Source organism: Bradyrhizobium sp. CCGB12 (assembly GCF_024199845.1).
Classification (GTDB): domain Bacteria; phylum Pseudomonadota; class Alphaproteobacteria; order Rhizobiales; family Xanthobacteraceae; genus Bradyrhizobium.
Window position 1 is genome coordinate 4,618,539 of the sequence record NZ_JANADO010000001.1, and the last position, 15,783, is coordinate 4,634,321.

The following is a 15,783-nucleotide window of genomic DNA, read 5'->3' on the forward strand; positions in this document are numbered from 1 at the left end:
AGGCTGTTTGCAGCGAAAATGCGGGCTCGACTCCGACGGCCGCAACGTTGCGTGCTACTGTCGCGGCATCGAGTCATGACGGATCTGCCAGAGGGGGCCTTGTCCTTGAGATCGCGCACCAAGCCCAGCACAAGCGAAAAGCCCGCGAGCCCGCGCAAGGCCGCAATTGCCAAGCTAGTCCCTGTCCCCAAAGCCGATGGCAACGATGAATCCGACGACAAGCAGCGCGGCGGCGGCGTCCAGTCGCTGGGGCGCGCCTTCTCGATCCTCGAACAAGTCGCGCGCCATCGCGAGGGCATTGGGCTTGCGGAACTGAGCAAGCTGGTCGGCCTGCACAACTCGACCACCTTTCATCTGGCCAAGACGCTGGTCTCGCTCGGCTACCTCCGCCAGGAGAAAGACAACAAGCGCTACCGCATCGGCCGTCCCCTGTTCGCCCTTGCAGCGAGCGCGCTCGACGAGATCGAGATGGTCAATGTCGCTACCCCTGTGCTGGAAGAGCTGTCGCGCCAGACCAGCGAAAGCAGCCATTTTGCCGTGCGGATGGGCGATGCCGTGATCGTCATCGCCCGCACCAGCGGACCCGGCGCGTTCCAGCTGACCGACCGCGTCGGCGTGGTGCGTCCGGCCCATTGCACTGCGCTCGGCAAGATCATTCTGGCGTCGCTGCGGCCCGATCAGCTCAAGCGGTTCCTCGATCGCGCGGAGCTGAAACCGTCGACGCCGAAATCCATCACCGATGCCGGCGTGCTGATGCGCGAGATTGCCGAGGTGCAGCGCACCGGCGTCGCCTTCGACGACGGCGAGTTCAATCCGGAAGTGCGCTGCGTCGCCGTCCCCGTGACCGATTTCACCGGACAGGTGATCGGCGCGCTCGGCATTTCCGGGCCGATCTGGCGGCTGTCCAACCAGGCGCTGCATGCCGGCGCGCAAATCGTGCAGGCCGCCGCCGACGGCCTCTCGGCCGAATTCGGCGCCAAGGACCGGGCGCACAAGGCGTTCCAGCAGAAAGTCTAGGGACGCGCATGAGCGTCGAATTTGCCGGTTGACACCGGCAATGGCGTTCGGGATTATCCTCCCGCATTAAAAAAACATCTCTCACAATATCGGATGTCCGATTTGGAAGAGGGACACGATGCACCGGGAGGAGACAGACATGATCCGCTACCCGCGACGGACGGTGTTACGGGCGGGCGCAGCCTTGGTCGGCGCGTCCGCATTGGGATTTCCCGCAATTGTGAGAGCGCAGGCCGAGAAGATCCGGATCGGCCATCTAACGCCGCTGACCGGCTTTCTCGGCGTGATCGGCGGCTACGCGCAGTTGGGCGTGAAGCTCGCGGCGGAGGAGATCAACGCATCCGGCGGCATCGTGGGCAAGCAGATCGACCTCATCTCGGAGGACTCGATCAACCCGGCAACCGCATCGACCAAGGCGCAGCGCATGCTGGAGCAGGATGGTGCCGTGGTGCTGCTCGGCGAAATCTCCTCGGCCTCCTCGCTCACCATCATGCAGGTTGCCGAGCGCAACAAGAAGGTGTTCTTCTCGACCGGCGCGCGCTCGGACGCGCTGCGCGGCAAGAACTGCAACAAATACTCCTTCCATTGCGACATCCCCAACACCGTGATGGTGAACGCGGTCGGCACCGCGCTGTCGCAGAAGGGCATGGTGAAGGGCAAGAAGTTCTTCACGCTGACGGCCGACTACATTTTTGGTCATGACCTCCTGAAGGCGGCCAAGGGCTTCTTCGGCACGCATGAGGCCAATCTGATCGGCGACGAGTTGATCGCAACCGATGTCACCGACTTCAGCCCGTACCTGCTCAAGGTGCGGCAGGCAAAACCCGACGTCGTCTGCTGCAACCTCGCCGGCAACCAGGTGACCAACCTCGTCAAGCAATATGCCGAGTTCGGCCTGCCCTATCCGCTGGTCGGGTTCAATCTCAACACCGGCGATGCCTGGGCCGCCGGCGCCGGCAATCTCAGCGGCACCTGGCCGACGGTCTGGTATCACACGCTGAACAACCCGGCCTCGCAGGCCTTCGTCGCGGCATTCACCAAGAAATACGGCAAGCCGCCGGAAAACCACGCCTGGATCGAATATGTGACGCTCAAGCTGCTGGCGGAGGCGGTCAACACCACGAAGTCGACCGACAGCGGCGAGCTGATCGCCTATTTCGAGAAGCAGACCCAGTTTGACATCATGAAAGCGCGCAAGGCCTATTTCCGCAGCTGGGATCACCAGCTGGTGCAGGAGGCCTATCCGTTCACCGTCAAGCCCAAGGACCAAATGAAGGATCAATGGGACATGCTGGTGCTGGGCGATGCGGTGCCGGCGGCGAACGATCAGCTGGAGACGATCTATCCGACCAGGGAACAGAATCCCTGCGAGATGAAGGCTTGAAGCGTCCCACGCGCTGCAAGGACGCAACATGCAGTTCGAGTTCTTGCTGGAACAGGTGGTGAATGGCCTCGTGCTCGGAGGCTATTACCTTCTCATCGCGCTCGGCCTGTCGCTGATCTTCTCCGTCGGCGGCATCGTCAATCTCGCGCACGGCGCCTTCTACGCGCTCGGCGCCTATGTCTGCGTCGAGCTGACGAAACGCCTCGGCTTCGGCGCTTCCGTAGTCGTCTCGCCGTTTGCGGTCGCCCTGCTCGGAATCCTCTTCGAACGCTTCATCCTGCGGCGCTTCTACACCGCCGATCCGATCCTGAGCCTGCTCGTGACCTTCGGGCTTGCGATGGTCGCGGAACAAGCGATCCGCATGATCTGGGGTGCAGCGCCTGTCTCGACCGAGATCCCGCAAAGCTTCCGTGGCTCGGTGATCGTCGGCGACTTCCTGTTCTCGCGCTATCGTCTGCTCATCCTCGCCGTCGTGGCGGCGATCCTGCTCGGCATCTGGATGCTGCTGCAAAAGACCTCGTTCGGTCGCGTGGTGCGCGCCGGCATCCAGCGCCCGGACATGGTCGCGGCGCTCGGCATCCGCCTGCAGCCCTACATGACCGCGATCGTGATGCTCGGCGTCGGCATGGCCGCACTCGGCGGCGCCTTCTTCGCGCCGATCACGACCGTGCATCCCGCAATGGGCGCCGAGATCATGACGGTCGCCTTCGTCGTGGTCGTGATCGGCGGCCTCGGCAGTTTCTGGGGCGTCGTCATCGCCGCCCTGCTCGTCGGCGTGGTGCGCGGCATCGCCATTCACTTTGCGCCTGCCGCAGGTGAGGCCTCGATCTACATCCTGATGTTCCTGGTGCTGCTGGTGCGGCCGCGCGGCCTGCTCGGCGAACGCATCGAGAAGTTCGAATGAGCCGCATGTCTGCCATCGACAGGCTGAGGCCGCTGCTGATCGCGACTGTTGCGGTCGTCGCGCTGCCTTTCCTGCTCAGGGCCTTCGGCCTGTCGCTGAACACCGGCACCTGGATCGTCGCCCTCGCGATCGCGACCATGGGGCTCAACCTCTGCATCGGCTATACCGGCCTCGTCTCGTTCGGCCACAGCGCCTGGTTCGGCATCGGCGCCTATGCCGCCGGGCTGATCCAGCTCCGCCTCGCCTCCAGCGAGATTTGGCTGCCGCTGCTCGGATCGATGGGGGTCGTCGCGATTGCCTCCACTGGCATCGGCATGCTGATCCTGCGCCGGCGCGGCGTGTACTTCTCGCTGCTGACACTGGCGCTCGCCGCCCTCACCTACACCACCGCCTTCCGCTGGACGAGCCTCACCGGCGGCGAGGACGGGCTCGGCGGACTGAAGCGCGGCGCTATCGGACCAGTCGATCTCGACAACGCGCTCAATTATTATGTGGTGGTCGCGATGATCGGGCTCGCCACACTCTATGTGCTGATGCGCCTGGTACGCTCGCCGTTCGGGCATGTGCTGGTCGCGATCCGCGAGAACCAGCTGCGCGCCAGCTTTCAGGGCTATCCGGTCGAGCGCTACAAGCTCGCGGTGTTCGTGATCTCCGCCGTCGTCACCGGCCTTGCCGGTGCGCTGATCGGCTTCCTGAACTATCTCGTCTCCGCCGAGGCCGTCTCGGTGCCGTTCGCCGGAGAGCTCCTGGCGATGGTCGTCATCGGCGGCATGCACAGCCTGCTCGGCCCCGCGCTCGGCGCGCTGTTCTTCATCCTGTTCCGCGAGCTGTTCTCGATCTGGACATCGGACTGGCTGTTCTGGTTCGGCCTCACCTTCGTGGCCTTCGTGATGTATTCCCCCGGCGGCCTCGTCGGCATCGGCGCGCTGATCATGCGGCGCTTGCGGCCGCCCGCGGAAGAGTCGGCCGCGATGAGCCGGCGCAAGATCTATGAGGGCCTGCCGCTGCCCGATTTCCTCCGGCCCGAAGCGCTGACGGGCACGGTATTGGAGGTCAATGGCGTCTCCCGGAAGTTCGGCGGCATCCGCGCGGTCGAGAATGCCAGCATCACCGTCGCCGCCGGCGACATCCACGCGCTGATCGGACCGAACGGCGCCGGCAAGACCACGCTGTTCAACCTCGTCTCCGGCCTTTACGCGCCCGACCAGGGCACGATCCGTCTCCAGGGCCGCGACATCGCCGGCGTGCCGGCGAACGCGATCTGCCACCAGGGGCTGGCGCGCTCGTTCCAGATCACCAATCTGTTTCGCGGGCTGACGATCTACGAGAACCTCCGCCTCTCGCTGCAGGCGCGGCGGCCGATGCGCTTCAACATCTGGAACGACATCGACGCTTACCCGCAGATTCACGCCGAGACTGCCGCATTGACGAAATTTCTCGGCCTCGAAGGCATCGAGGAGATCGAAGGCGGCGAGCTCTCCTATGGCGGGCAGCGGCTGGTCGATCTCGGCATCGCACTCGGCAGTAAGCCGCAGGTGCTGCTGCTCGACGAGCCGCTCGCAGGGCTCGCCGCGACTGAGCGCGAACGAGTCTCCAACCTCGTCAAGAACATCGCGGCGAACATTCCCGTGCTGATCGTCGAGCACGACATCGACCGCGTACTCGGCTTCTCCCAGGTCGTGACCGTCATGAACCAGGGCGAGGTCCTGATGTCCGACTGCCCCAGGGCGGTGCGGGCCGACCTGCGCGTGCAGGAGATCTACACCGGCAAGGGCATTCCCGCCGTCGAGCACCGACGCAGCATCGAGGTTTCAGGCGAGACCAGGACAGTGCTGCGTCTCGACGGCGTCAATACGTTCTACGGCAAGAGCCATATCCTCAATGACGCCGCGCTCGACGTGCGCGAGGGTGAGATCGTTGCGCTGCTGGGCCGCAACGGCGCCGGCAAGTCGACGCTACTCAAATCCATCGCCGGCCTGGTGCCGGCGGCGTCAGGAACCATCGAATATCTCGGCACCGATCTGGCACGCCTCCCCGCGCCCGACATCGCCCGCCGCGGCGTCGGCTATGTGCCGCAGGGGCGCGGCCTGTTCGCCGGCATGACCGTGCGCGAGAACCTCGCGCTCGGGCGCCTCGCGCGCAAGACCGACGGCAGCGACGGCGTGGTCTGGGACGAGGAGCAGATCCTGCACTATTTTCCACGCCTGAAGGAGCGCATGAACATCGCCGCCGACTATCTCTCCGGCGGCGAGCAGCAGATGGTCGCGGTTGCCCGCGCGATGTCGGGCAATGTCCGCCTCTTGCTGCTCGACGAGCCGTTCGAAGGCCTCGCACCGGCGGTGACGCTGGAGCTGTTTGGGGTGTTCGACCAGCTCCGCGAAAAAATGTCGATCGTGATCGTCGAGCACAATCTCGACCTCGTGCTGGCGCTGGCCGACCGCGTCTTCGCGCTCGAGCGCGGCGCCGTGTTCCACCAGGGACCGGCGGCGCCGCTGCTCGACGATCTCGGCTATCGCAAGCAGATCCTGTGGCTGTGATGGCTTGATGGATTCAGAGGGCCGCCGCAGCGGAAGTGAGCTCCCTCTCCCGCTTGCGGGAGAGGGTTGGCGAGAGGGTGTCTCCACAATGGGACAATCACCTAGCGGACAGAGCCCTCACCCGCGCCTTTGGCGCGACCTCTCCCGCAAGCGGGAGAGGTTAGAGAGCCCGCGGCACGATCGTGCGCAAAAACAAGCGCCGCCTTATTCCGCCTTGATGTTCGCGGCGGCCACGACCTCGGCAAGCTCCCTGGTCTCCTTGGCGATCTTCGCGGCGTAGTCGGCCGGCCTGAGCACGCTGACCACGCCCTGCGAGCCGAGCTTCTCCTCAATTGCCGGATCCTTGGCGGCGGCGACGATCTCCCGGTGCAGCGTCTCCAGGATCGGCGCCGGCGTCGCCTTCGGCATGAAGAAGCCGACCCAGAACGAGATGTCGAAGCCGGGATAGCCGGCTTCCGCGACGGTGGGCACGTCAGGCAGCATCGGCAACCGCTCGGCCGACGACACCGCGAGCGCGCGCAGCTTGCCGGCCTTCACCAGCGGCACGGCCGAGAGCGGATCGAACACCGCCAGCACCTCCTGGGCGAGGATGCCGACTTCAGCCGCCGAACCGCCGCGATAGGGCACGTGGATCATCTTGATGCCGGCCTTCTGGCTGAGCAGCTCCATGGCGAGATGGGCGAGGTTGCCATTGCCGCCCGAGCCGTAAGCGAGCGCGCCGGGCGCGGCCTTCGCCACAGCCACGAGATCGGCCACCGATTTGATGTTCGCCGTCCTGGGATTCTCGGGATTGACCACGAGGACGAGCGGCGCCGACACGACGGTGGTGAGCGGCGCAAAGTCTTTTTCCGGATCGTAGCGGATATCCTTGAACAGCGTCTTGTTCAGCGTGATCGTGGACGAGTTGCAGGCGAGTATGGTGTAGCCGTCCGCATCCGCACGGGCGACGCCCTCGGCGACGATCATGCCGTTGGCGCCGGCGCGGTTCTCGACCACGAAGGGCTGGCCGAGCTTGTTGCTGAGCCGATCGCCGATGATGCGCGCGACGACGTCGACCGGGCCGCCCGCGCTGAAGCCGACCATGATCTTGACCGGCCGCGCCGGATATTTCTGCGCGAGGGCCTGCGTCGTCACGCACAATCCGGCGACAATCGCCAGCAGGCGAAGCGTTCGTTGCATTCGTTCCCTCCTTTCATCGCGCCGCTTGTGCATGCTTGTTGATGCGACGCGTCCTCGATCATGAATAGCGGTCGCGCCCAAATTCGCAATCGCGTTTACGCGCCGGCATTCCGCCGCGCGGCACGAGAGAGCTGCTTCGCAACAAAAAAGGCGAAAACAACCCCATGCACAGTAGCCGGCCGCCGTAGGAACAAGGACTTGTGCGGGACGCGCGGTTTTCGGATAGAACGAATCCTATTTGACACGTCGGGCAACACACCTGCATAATGGCATCATTGCGATCACCGTGAGTGTCCAGGCCATTCCAGCCTTGGAAGCCTCGGCCTGGTTGCGCGTAAGCCCTTCATCGACATCCAGAAATCGCAACCGCCGCGCAGCACGCGCGACCGGATTCGCGCGGGCAACCGCTCGCGCCTGTTACGCTAGAGGACCCCAGGACATGACGGCATCTCCCCATCGCACCAGCACGGCCCCGATCGCGGCATACGATCGCAGCAGATCCACGCCGCGAATCAAGCTCACCCGACGGCGCATGCTGATCCAGCATCCCGACGTGCAAGCCGGCGAACGGCTGCTGGCCGAGGCGCTCGGCGCCGCCGATCGCGACGCGCTGCATGGCATCCTCAAGCAATTGATGAAGGCCAGCGTGATCAACCAAAAGCCTGATGAGGCCAATCTCGCCTTCATGATCTCGATGATGAAGAGTATCGCGCCCCGGGATTCTATAGAAGCCATGCTGGCGGCACAGATGGTGTCCGTCCACGTCGCCGCGATGCGCTCCGCCTTTCGCCTCAGCCTCACCGAGAATCTTCAGCAACAGGAAGGCATCACCCGCGCATTGACTCGCCTCGCCCGCACCTTCGCGGCCCAGACCGAGGCCCTCAGCCGCCACCGCAACAATGGCGAGCGCGCGATCACGGTGCAGAACGTGTCGGTGCAGGACGGCGGCAGCGCGATCGTGGGCAACGTCACCCAGCATGCGAGCGTGATCGTGGCGGAGGCGGGCGCGGCGACAGATGCAGGACCGCTCTCGACGCGCGAGTCCGGAGAGTACAAACAGGCCGAAGCCAGCCAAGGCGCCTTCCCATGAGGGGCGATCACGTCCGCAACACGGATGCGATGTCGACGAGCCCGCGCTGCGGCGCCAGGACGCGAAGCGGCGCTGTCTGCCGCGCGCCGGCGGTGCACGGCAAAGCCCGCTGTCGCATGCACGGCGGCGCGAGGAGATCGGGCGCGCCGAGAGGAAATCGGAATGCCAGGAAACACGGACTGTTCACTGGGGATGCGGCCTCTGAGCGAAAGCAAGTTCGGGACCTCTTGGATGAGGCCCGCAAAATGCTGCGGGACTTGTCCTGATGTTCCGCAGATACCACCGCGGCCACGCTCCTGGCCGCGGCGGAATTGATTTTGGATCGAAGGTCAACGCCTGGGTAGCGACGCCATGACCTCGCCGGCGTCTGCGTCCTCCAGGCAGGGAGTGACCGTCAATGGGAGCAAGTCAGCCCATTGAGCGACCCAACGATACATCGCCTTTGGATCGTTCGATTCCGAGATCGCAAATCCCGTACCGTCCATCCCATGCCAACGCCCCAACATTTTGACACCCTCGGGCGGTGCTCCACCAGTTTCCAGGAAACGCGCGACTGCTGCATTGAAAGTGCCTTGAGGTACAGACCAGCTGACGATGAACTTCATGCGAGTCTCCCTTTGCAATCAATTGATAGCTACCGCGGCTTCGCCGCTCGCGCACGATAGCGCCGACCGCATCAATGACAATGGCCAGAAAACGGGTTTGCTTGGTCATGAGAGTCCAGCGCGCAACTCGCTCGACACTATTATACCGGCACTGACACCTGAACTTTCCCCATCGCATGGGAACTCATATTTGCGTCCCGGCTTCGCGCCTTGGGGTACAGAGAGCTACAGCCGGCGAGCGGGTGCTCGAGTGCAAGCTCGTCACGAAGCCGCTCGACCTCAAGGTCATTGAGGCGACATAAGGCTCGTCGTCAAAACCTCCGGGTCATGACGGCGCAATGGTCACAGGGTCCTGCACGAAGGACGTTGATCCCTTGCGTGGCGTATCGGCCCGGCTGGCGGCGCATGGCCGGCCGGGCGACCCGCTGAAGGAGGACTGAGATGCCGCGTCGACCCGAGCGTTACGGCGACCATCTCTCGTGCTCCTCGCGGTAGGCGTGCTCGTTGAGACGCTCGGCAATCTCTTCCGCCACAGGCTCGCTTTCAGCGTCTGCAAGCGGCTTGCCCTTGTTGGTCTTGACGGTCGTCTTGCTGGTTTCGACCGGAAAGTCGTCTGGATGAATCGCGGGTTTTGTCATGGCCTGTCCTCCGGAAACAATGGTTCTTGAACCAACTCAAATAACCGCTCGATATCGTCTTTCACCTGCCTCTATACGCTGGCTGCACGTTGCCAGTCGGGTCCCGCCGCTGTCGACAAGATTGGCATGCCAGGTCAATCCAATGCCGTCCTCGCTGAATCCGCCCGGCTGCTGCGGCTTCCCTCGCCGGTATCCAAACGGTAGAGCGCGGCAGCACCGCTGACGAGGACAAGGACGATAACAGGGATCGCAATTGCATTCGTTCGGCTCAACGGAGCCTCCTCAGGTTCAAGACGTTGCTTCTCAATCGACCATGCACGCACCTGTTCCGTGAAATATCTACGACCTTGCGCTTCGCAGTGGCCGGTTGAATTGAAATGCGCGCAGCAGCGGAACTTCCCGCGCGAGCGCCACTTGAATTTCGGCAACGGTGAGATTCAGCCATGAACTCGGAAACGGAACTGAAATTCCGGGTTGCGCCGCGAAAACTATCCTCAGTCCTGCGAAATGGCGCAAGCGGACGGCGTTACGACCAGTCCGAACAGACGCTCGTGTCGACCTACTTCGACACAGGCAATCACAAGCTCAGGCGCCACGGCCTGACGCTGCGCATCCGCAAGATCGAGGATCGTTACGTGCAGACCGTGAAAGCGGGCGGCACGGGCGGCGTGACCCGCGGCGAATGGGAGCACGAGGTTTCCGGCACCAAACCTGACCTGAACAAGACGAGACACACGCCGCTCCGGAGCCTTGCGACCGGAAAGCTCCCCCGCAAGCTGAAGCCGGTGTTCCAGACCGACATCCACCGCATGGCGCAGGCGCGACGCGTCCGGAAGAGCCAGATCGAACTCGCAGTCGACCGCGGCCGCATCAGCGCCGGGCGGCGGTCACGCCCAGTTGCCGAGCTGGAGCTGGAGTTGAAATCCGGACATGTCGCGGACCTGTTTCACCTCGCCCGCGAACTCGAACGCAGAACGGGGGCCGAGCTCGATCTGCGCTCGAAGGCCGAGCGAGGCTACCAGCTCGTCGCGGGAGGCGGCGGCGGCGCGCAACGCGCCGAGCTGATCGCATTGAAGCCGGAACTCTCGCCGCGCGAGGCGTTCGCCACGATCGCGCATTCGACGCTGCGTCAAATCACCGCGAATGCCGATCCGGTGCGCGACATGGACGCCGAGGGGGTTCATCAGATGCGCGTCGGCCTGCGGCGCCTGCGTGCGGCCATCTCGCTGTTCGCCGATATCCTGCCACGGGCGAGCACGGCGCGGATCAAGGCCGAGCTGAAATGGCTCACGGGCGAACTAGCGCCGGCGCGTGAAATCGACGTGTTTCTGACGGAGAGCATCCAGCCGATCACCGCGCAGGACGTGCCGCGACGCGGCGCCCGCGCGATGCGCAAGAGGTTCTCCGGGCAACGGACGACCGCGTTCAGGCATGCGCGCGACGCGGTCATGTCGCCGCGTTACCGCCGCCTGCTGATCGATTTGATCGAATGGATCGAAGCCGCACGGCCTCACGCCGATGACGACCGCTCGATCGCCGCCTATGCCGCCGAGTTGCTCGACCGGCGCACCAGGAAGGCGCGCAAGCAGGGCAAGCGCCTGACCGATCTCGAGCCGATGCAGCGCCACAAGCTGCGGATCAAGATCAAGAAGATTCGCTATGCCGTCGATTTCTTCGAAAGCCTCTACGACGATCGCGACCGGAAGGAGCTTGCAGCTCTGTCCGACCGGCTCAAGCAGATTCAATCCGCGCTGGGATCGCTCAACGACTTCATGGCGCACCGCGAGCTGGCAACGGAGGCCGCGCTGACGGCACCGCTTGCGCACCGCCGCGCCCAGGCTTTCGCATCGGGCGTCATCGTCGGCCAGGAACGAAAGGCGGCTGATGGCCTGATGAAGGACGCAGCAAAGGAATTGCATCGGTTGCATCGGCTGCGCGCGGTGCCAAGCGATTGAAAGGGACACGAGGTCCTCCGGCCGGTGCTTGCTGAGCGAGGCTGGGGAGTTGCTCGTCGGACCATGCGCGTCTATCGCCACCGCTCCAGCTGCCGGACAGTGATATCGATCAGTGGGGGTCATTCGCTGGGGCGCGGCCGCCCGGCCTTTGCAGATTGCGGGGCGCAACCAGCAATGAAATCCACGCAATATCGCCGACCATCAGCTCGGCCTTCGTCGCCAGATGAAGACAGAATAGAGCAGGACCGGAATGCCCAGTGCCGTCCACGACATCGTATCCCACCAACCGTCGCCAACAAGCGCGGAGACGAGCCCCACGACGCTGAGGACCGCGACCAGGAGCGGTACACAAAAAATCTGCACCAGGTTGCGGCGTGCGGCCTTGGGGGAGTTCATGACGGCTTCAATGCGGCGTTCTCGACGGCCGAGGCGTTTGCGATGCTCCGTTCCACGGACACACCGGATTTGCGTCGGCGGAGCCAGAGATAGAGGCCCGTCCAGAGAATGACGATGGTGAGCACGTCAAGAACGGCCCAGATGACCTTGAGCGGCATGCCGCCATAGTCGCCGAAATGCAACGGCTGCGAAATGAAGAGCGTAGAGACATACCAGGGCATGTCGCGGGTGTCCGTCAGCTTGCCAGTTTCGGCGTCGATCAGGGCAGGCTTGAGCAGGCGCGAAGTCAAGGGCGTTTCACCGCGCAGGAAAACTGCGTAGTGGCTCTTGCTGCTGAAGACCGTGCCGGGGAATGCGACGAAGCTCACCGTCATGCCAGGGACGGCTTTCGCGGCGACATCCACGGCCGCATCAAGGGAGGTCAACTTTTCAGGGATCGGCCGGTCGCGGTACTGGGACGTCATCTCGGCGAGCTGTCCGAATTGCCACATCTTCAGCACGAGATCGGCCCAGGTATTGATGACCCCGGTGAAACCGACGACCAGCGTCCAGGCCACCAGCAGGATGCCGGCGAGATTGTGGATGTCGAGCCAACGCACGACGCGGGTTCGCCGTGCACGGTAGGTGCCAAAATTTAGCTTTCGCATCGAAGGGGCATAGACCACGATCCCGGAGATGACCGCAGTGCAGAACAGGATGCCCATTAGACCGAGAAAGAGCTTGCCCGGAAGCCCAGCGAACATGTCCGTGTGCAGCTTCAGCATGATATAGGTGAAGCGTGCCGTGACATCGGGTGCATCGAGGAACGCCCCGGTGTGCAGATCCATCCGGATCAAGGTGTTCTTCGACGGATCTGACGTGATCGTGGGACCGACGCTGACGAACATGGCATTGGGATCGTCGCGATCCCAGATCAGGAAATGCGGGACCCTGCCGGCGGCATTTGCTAGCGCATTGGCAAGCAGACGGTCGAGATCGGCCGGCGGCGTGCCCGGCGGCACCTCCGCGGCCTTCACGCTGCTGTGCAGGACATCGTCGATCTCCTCATGGAAGATCAACGGCAGGCCCGTGATGCACAGGAGCAGCATGAATACGGTGCAGATGAGACTCGTCCATTTGTGGACGATGCCCCATCGCCGAAGAGATCGTGTTGCTGCCGTCAATGGACTCTTCCTCCGTCCCAACACGGCGCCGGGGGCCATTCACCCATTGGGCACCTCGGCGCCTGAGCCCGCTACTTCGTCACGAGCACTGGCGGCTTTGGCGCTTCTCCCCAGCGATAGCTCAGCGTCGCCAGGATGGTGCGGGGCTGGCCCAGCGCACAGAAGGCAAGGCCGGTGAAGCAGTTCGTCACGTGATAGGTGTTGCCGATGTTCATTGCGTTGATGCGCAGGTTGAGACCGCGCCAATCACGATTCAAATAGCTGAAGTCGTAAGTGAGCACGGCATCGAACAGGGTATAGCCAGGGACCCGGATCAGGTTGGCGTCATCGCCCCATAAACCGCCGGTGTAGCGAACGCCGCCGCCGAGACCGAGGCCTGCGACCGGTCCTCCCGTAAACTTGTAGAAGCCCCAGAGGAATGCGCTGTCGCGGTTCACGCTCGCGACATCCTTGCCAACGATGGCAGGATTGATGTGCTCCTCGACAACCGGGATGATATGTGAGCCGCCGGCGATGATGTCGAAATTATCCGTGATGCTCGCGCGGAAGTCGGTCTCCACCCCCTTCACCCGGATTGCACCGACCTGGAAGGGGACAAACGTCGGCGTGTTCACCACGACGTTCTTCTGCGTCATGTCGAACACCGCAGCGGTGAACAGCATCCGCATGCCGGGCGGGGCGTATTTGATGCCTGCCTCGACTCCCTCTCCCGTCGTAGGCTTGAACGGTTGCCCCGTGGCCGACGTCAGCGATAGTCCTGCGACCGGCTCGAACGACGTTGAATAGCTGATGTAGGGTGCCAGTCCGAAGTCGAACACGTAGTTTAGGCCAACCCTGCCGGTGAACGCGGAATCGTCCTGGGGGACGATCACGTTTGCCAGCCTGTTAGCTGTCTCGGCGGACGCTTGATCATGACGCCCGGTCAGGACGAGATTCCAGCGATCCAGCTTGATCTGGTCCTGAAGGTAGACGCCCAACTGATCCTTGTCCGTCGACGTATTGATGAACGGTATCAGCGTGGCTTTTGTCGGCAGCGGCGTCGCGCCGTAGACCGGATTGTAGACATCGATCGGGAAGCCAGGGAAAGTCCCGCGGTAGTCCGTATCGACCGTGGTCTTCTGGTAGTCGAGCCCGGCCAATACCGTGTGGTGCACCCAGCCAGTGTTGAAATCTGCCTGCAGCTGGTTGTCGATGGCGAAGTTCTTCGTGCTGCCACCAACGAAATTTGCATCGCGCAGGGTTATGCGCTGCGCAGGATCAACCGGAGGCACGACACCCGGGAGATAGCAGGCGACATTGCCGCCCGCGATCGGGCACAGCGTCCCGGCATTGCGCATCGAATACATGTCGATGTCGACCGACGCAACGCGGAGGTTCTGGCGGAACTCGACGACATCGTTGAAGCGATGCCTGAATTCGTAGCCGATCATGGCCTGGTCGTATCCGATCCGGTCGAACGACGGCTCGCCGGTGTAGGTGCCGACCGGAATGCGACCGTTCGGGTTCGGGAAGAGCGTGCCGTAGGCCGGCAGATATTGGTGGACCTGACCATCGAGGCGGTCGCGTTGAGCGCTGGCCAATACCGTCAGGCTGGTGTCTGTGGTGGGCTGCCAAGTGAAGCTCGGCGCGATAAAGTAGCGCTGCTCCTTGTTCCTGTCGACAAACGTGTCGCTATCGCGCGCAAGGCCGACGATGCGATAGAGAAACTCGCGATTCTGGTCGATCGGGCCGGAGACATCGAAGGCGCCCTGAATGCGGTCGAAGCTGCCTGTCTGGACCTCGACCTCTCCGCGCTGTTCGGTGGTCGGACGCTTGCTTACCATATTGAGAATGCCGCCAGGGGACGCCTGGCCGTAGATTCCCGACGCAGGTCCCTTGAGGATTTCGATCCGTTCAAGCCCATAGGGCTCCGTCCGCGGTTGAGCGAACTGGATCGTCGTGTCGTAAGGCAAGCGCAGGCCATCAAGATAACGCGGTGCGATGAAGCCGCGAACCCTGACCTCGGTGTCGAACACCGATGCTGCGCCGTATAACTGACCTTGCGTGCCCGATGTATAGCGAATGGCCTCGGCGATCGTCTGTGCGCCCTGTAGCTCAATCTGCTGTCGGGGCACGACTGCGATGGATTGCGGCGTATCGAGAATCGCCGTGTCGGTCTTGGTTCCGGTCGCACTCTGCCGCGCGACGATCCCGTTGACCGGGCCGTTGGCACGTTCGATGCCGACACCACTACGCTCTGCCGCTTCCGGAGTTGCAACTTGCCTTGGGGCCGCGGTTCGGCGTGTTGGCCCCGCGGTGCGTGCGGCCCGACGAGCCGGCTGCACGGGACGAGCAGACGGCTTCGGCGCTTCAACGGTTACGGGAGGCAGCGCCTGTTGTTGCGCGAATGCCTCGCTCGGAATTTCGGAGAGAAGGATGACCGAACTCGTAGCGCCTACCAAAACGGCGCGAGATGCCATTGTCTTAAATAAACGCATTTTGATACACCCAGAAATATGACCTTTGCTGCCATATCCGAGTGACCGAAGGGGCGCACTGCCGTGGCATCTAGAATAGATTTAAGAAGGCGCCGCTGACCACGCCCTGTGATATTTTTGGCACGACAGCTGCGACAAGCTGTCCCTGCTGCGCCAGAAAAATAAGAACAGTTCTAATGTTGTGTCCTCGACGTAGTGACTCTCGATCCGACTTCGGTTGCCTCAGCAGGGGGAAATCGATCATCACTGAAGGCGGGTCATTGGTGCGACTGGGACGCTCTGGATTATCCCGGCGCCACTGGCGCTTGTGACACTGTTCGGCCTGCTGGCAACGCCGATCGGCAAAGGCGGTGTCTGATGGGCGCTGTCGTGGACGAAGCTGGCCGCGCCTTGCGTATGCAGTTTCTATTGCCTCGTTCGAGGCCTGAGGGCGCCGCG

14 protein-coding genes are annotated in these 15,783 nt (G+C 63.3%); 7 read left to right on the forward strand and 7 right to left on the reverse strand.

Going from position 1 to position 15,783, the window contains the following annotated elements; all coding sequences use genetic code 11:
* Positions 1-75 precede the first annotated feature (75 nt).
* The 4 genes from NLM27_RS21570 (at position 76) to NLM27_RS21585 (ending at position 5,842) form a co-directional block, all read left to right on the forward strand.
* Positions 76-1,017, forward strand: coding sequence for an IclR family transcriptional regulator (locus NLM27_RS21570; protein WP_254145227.1), 942 nt, complete (start codon positions 76-78; stop codon positions 1,015-1,017).
* Between the two features lie 139 nt (positions 1,018-1,156).
* On the forward strand, positions 1,157-2,401 hold the full coding sequence (locus NLM27_RS21575; RefSeq protein WP_254145228.1) for an ABC transporter substrate-binding protein: 1,245 nt from the start codon (positions 1,157-1,159) through the stop codon (positions 2,399-2,401).
* A gap of 28 nt (positions 2,402-2,429) precedes the next feature.
* Positions 2,430-3,305 (forward strand): branched-chain amino acid ABC transporter permease, encoded by an 876-nt coding sequence (locus tag NLM27_RS21580; protein WP_254145229.1) that lies wholly within the window; start codon positions 2,430-2,432, stop codon positions 3,303-3,305.
* Positions 3,302-5,842: a branched-chain amino acid ABC transporter ATP-binding protein/permease gene (locus tag NLM27_RS21585; protein WP_254145230.1), complete on the forward strand. Its 2,541-nt coding sequence runs from the start codon at positions 3,302-3,304 to the stop codon at positions 5,840-5,842. The genes NLM27_RS21580 and NLM27_RS21585 overlap by 4 nt, the downstream gene beginning before the upstream one ends.
* Before the next feature lie 204 nt (positions 5,843-6,046).
* On the opposite strand, the gene NLM27_RS21590 is transcribed toward NLM27_RS21585, so the two are convergent.
* Entirely contained in the window at positions 6,047-7,021 is a 975-nt protein-coding gene (locus NLM27_RS21590) for a tripartite tricarboxylate transporter substrate binding protein (protein WP_254145231.1), read from the reverse strand.
* Between the two features lie 439 nt (positions 7,022-7,460).
* Between NLM27_RS21590 and NLM27_RS21595 the strand changes: the two genes are divergently transcribed.
* Both NLM27_RS21595 and NLM27_RS43745 read left to right on the forward strand, forming a co-directional pair.
* Positions 7,461-8,111: a hypothetical protein gene (locus NLM27_RS21595; RefSeq protein WP_254145232.1), complete on the forward strand. Its 651-nt coding sequence runs from the start codon at positions 7,461-7,463 to the stop codon at positions 8,109-8,111.
* 29 nt (positions 8,112-8,140) lie between these two features.
* Entirely contained in the window at positions 8,141-8,377 is a 237-nt protein-coding gene (locus NLM27_RS43745) for an HGGxSTG domain-containing protein (protein ID WP_305887598.1), read from the forward strand.
* 63 nt (positions 8,378-8,440) lie between these two features.
* Here NLM27_RS43745 and NLM27_RS21600 read toward each other — a convergent pair whose 3' ends face one another.
* From NLM27_RS21600 to NLM27_RS21610, 3 genes are all read right to left on the reverse strand, one after another.
* Positions 8,441-8,716: a DUF3303 domain-containing protein gene (locus tag NLM27_RS21600; RefSeq protein ID WP_254145234.1), complete on the reverse strand. Its 276-nt coding sequence runs from the start codon at positions 8,714-8,716 to the stop codon at positions 8,441-8,443.
* A gap of 461 nt (positions 8,717-9,177) precedes the next feature.
* Positions 9,178-9,354, reverse strand: coding sequence for a hypothetical protein (locus NLM27_RS21605; RefSeq protein WP_254145235.1), 177 nt, complete (start codon positions 9,352-9,354; stop codon positions 9,178-9,180).
* A gap of 134 nt (positions 9,355-9,488) precedes the next feature.
* Positions 9,489-9,782 carry a hypothetical protein gene (locus tag NLM27_RS21610; RefSeq protein ID WP_254145236.1) on the reverse strand — a complete coding sequence of 98 codons (294 nt, stop codon included), beginning with the start codon at positions 9,780-9,782 and terminating at the stop codon, positions 9,489-9,491.
* Between the two features lie 15 nt (positions 9,783-9,797).
* Between NLM27_RS21610 and NLM27_RS21615 the strand changes: the two genes are divergently transcribed.
* Positions 9,798-11,309 (forward strand): CYTH and CHAD domain-containing protein, encoded by a 1,512-nt coding sequence (locus NLM27_RS21615; RefSeq protein ID WP_254145237.1) that lies wholly within the window; start codon positions 9,798-9,800, stop codon positions 11,307-11,309.
* Between the two features lie 201 nt (positions 11,310-11,510).
* On the opposite strand, the gene NLM27_RS21620 is transcribed toward NLM27_RS21615, so the two are convergent.
* From NLM27_RS21620 to NLM27_RS21630, 3 genes are all read right to left on the reverse strand, one after another.
* A complete protein-coding gene (locus NLM27_RS21620) occupies positions 11,511-11,705 on the reverse strand; it encodes a hypothetical protein (RefSeq protein WP_254145238.1) in 195 nt (64 codons plus the stop codon).
* Positions 11,702-12,868: a PepSY domain-containing protein gene (locus tag NLM27_RS21625; protein ID WP_256569999.1), complete on the reverse strand. Its 1,167-nt coding sequence runs from the start codon at positions 12,866-12,868 to the stop codon at positions 11,702-11,704. The genes NLM27_RS21620 and NLM27_RS21625 overlap by 4 nt, the downstream gene beginning before the upstream one ends.
* A 71-nt stretch (positions 12,869-12,939) precedes the next feature.
* Positions 12,940-15,192 (reverse strand): TonB-dependent siderophore receptor, encoded by a 2,253-nt coding sequence (locus NLM27_RS21630; RefSeq protein WP_254145239.1) that lies wholly within the window; start codon positions 15,190-15,192, stop codon positions 12,940-12,942.
* Positions 15,193-15,783: the final 591 nt, after the last annotated feature.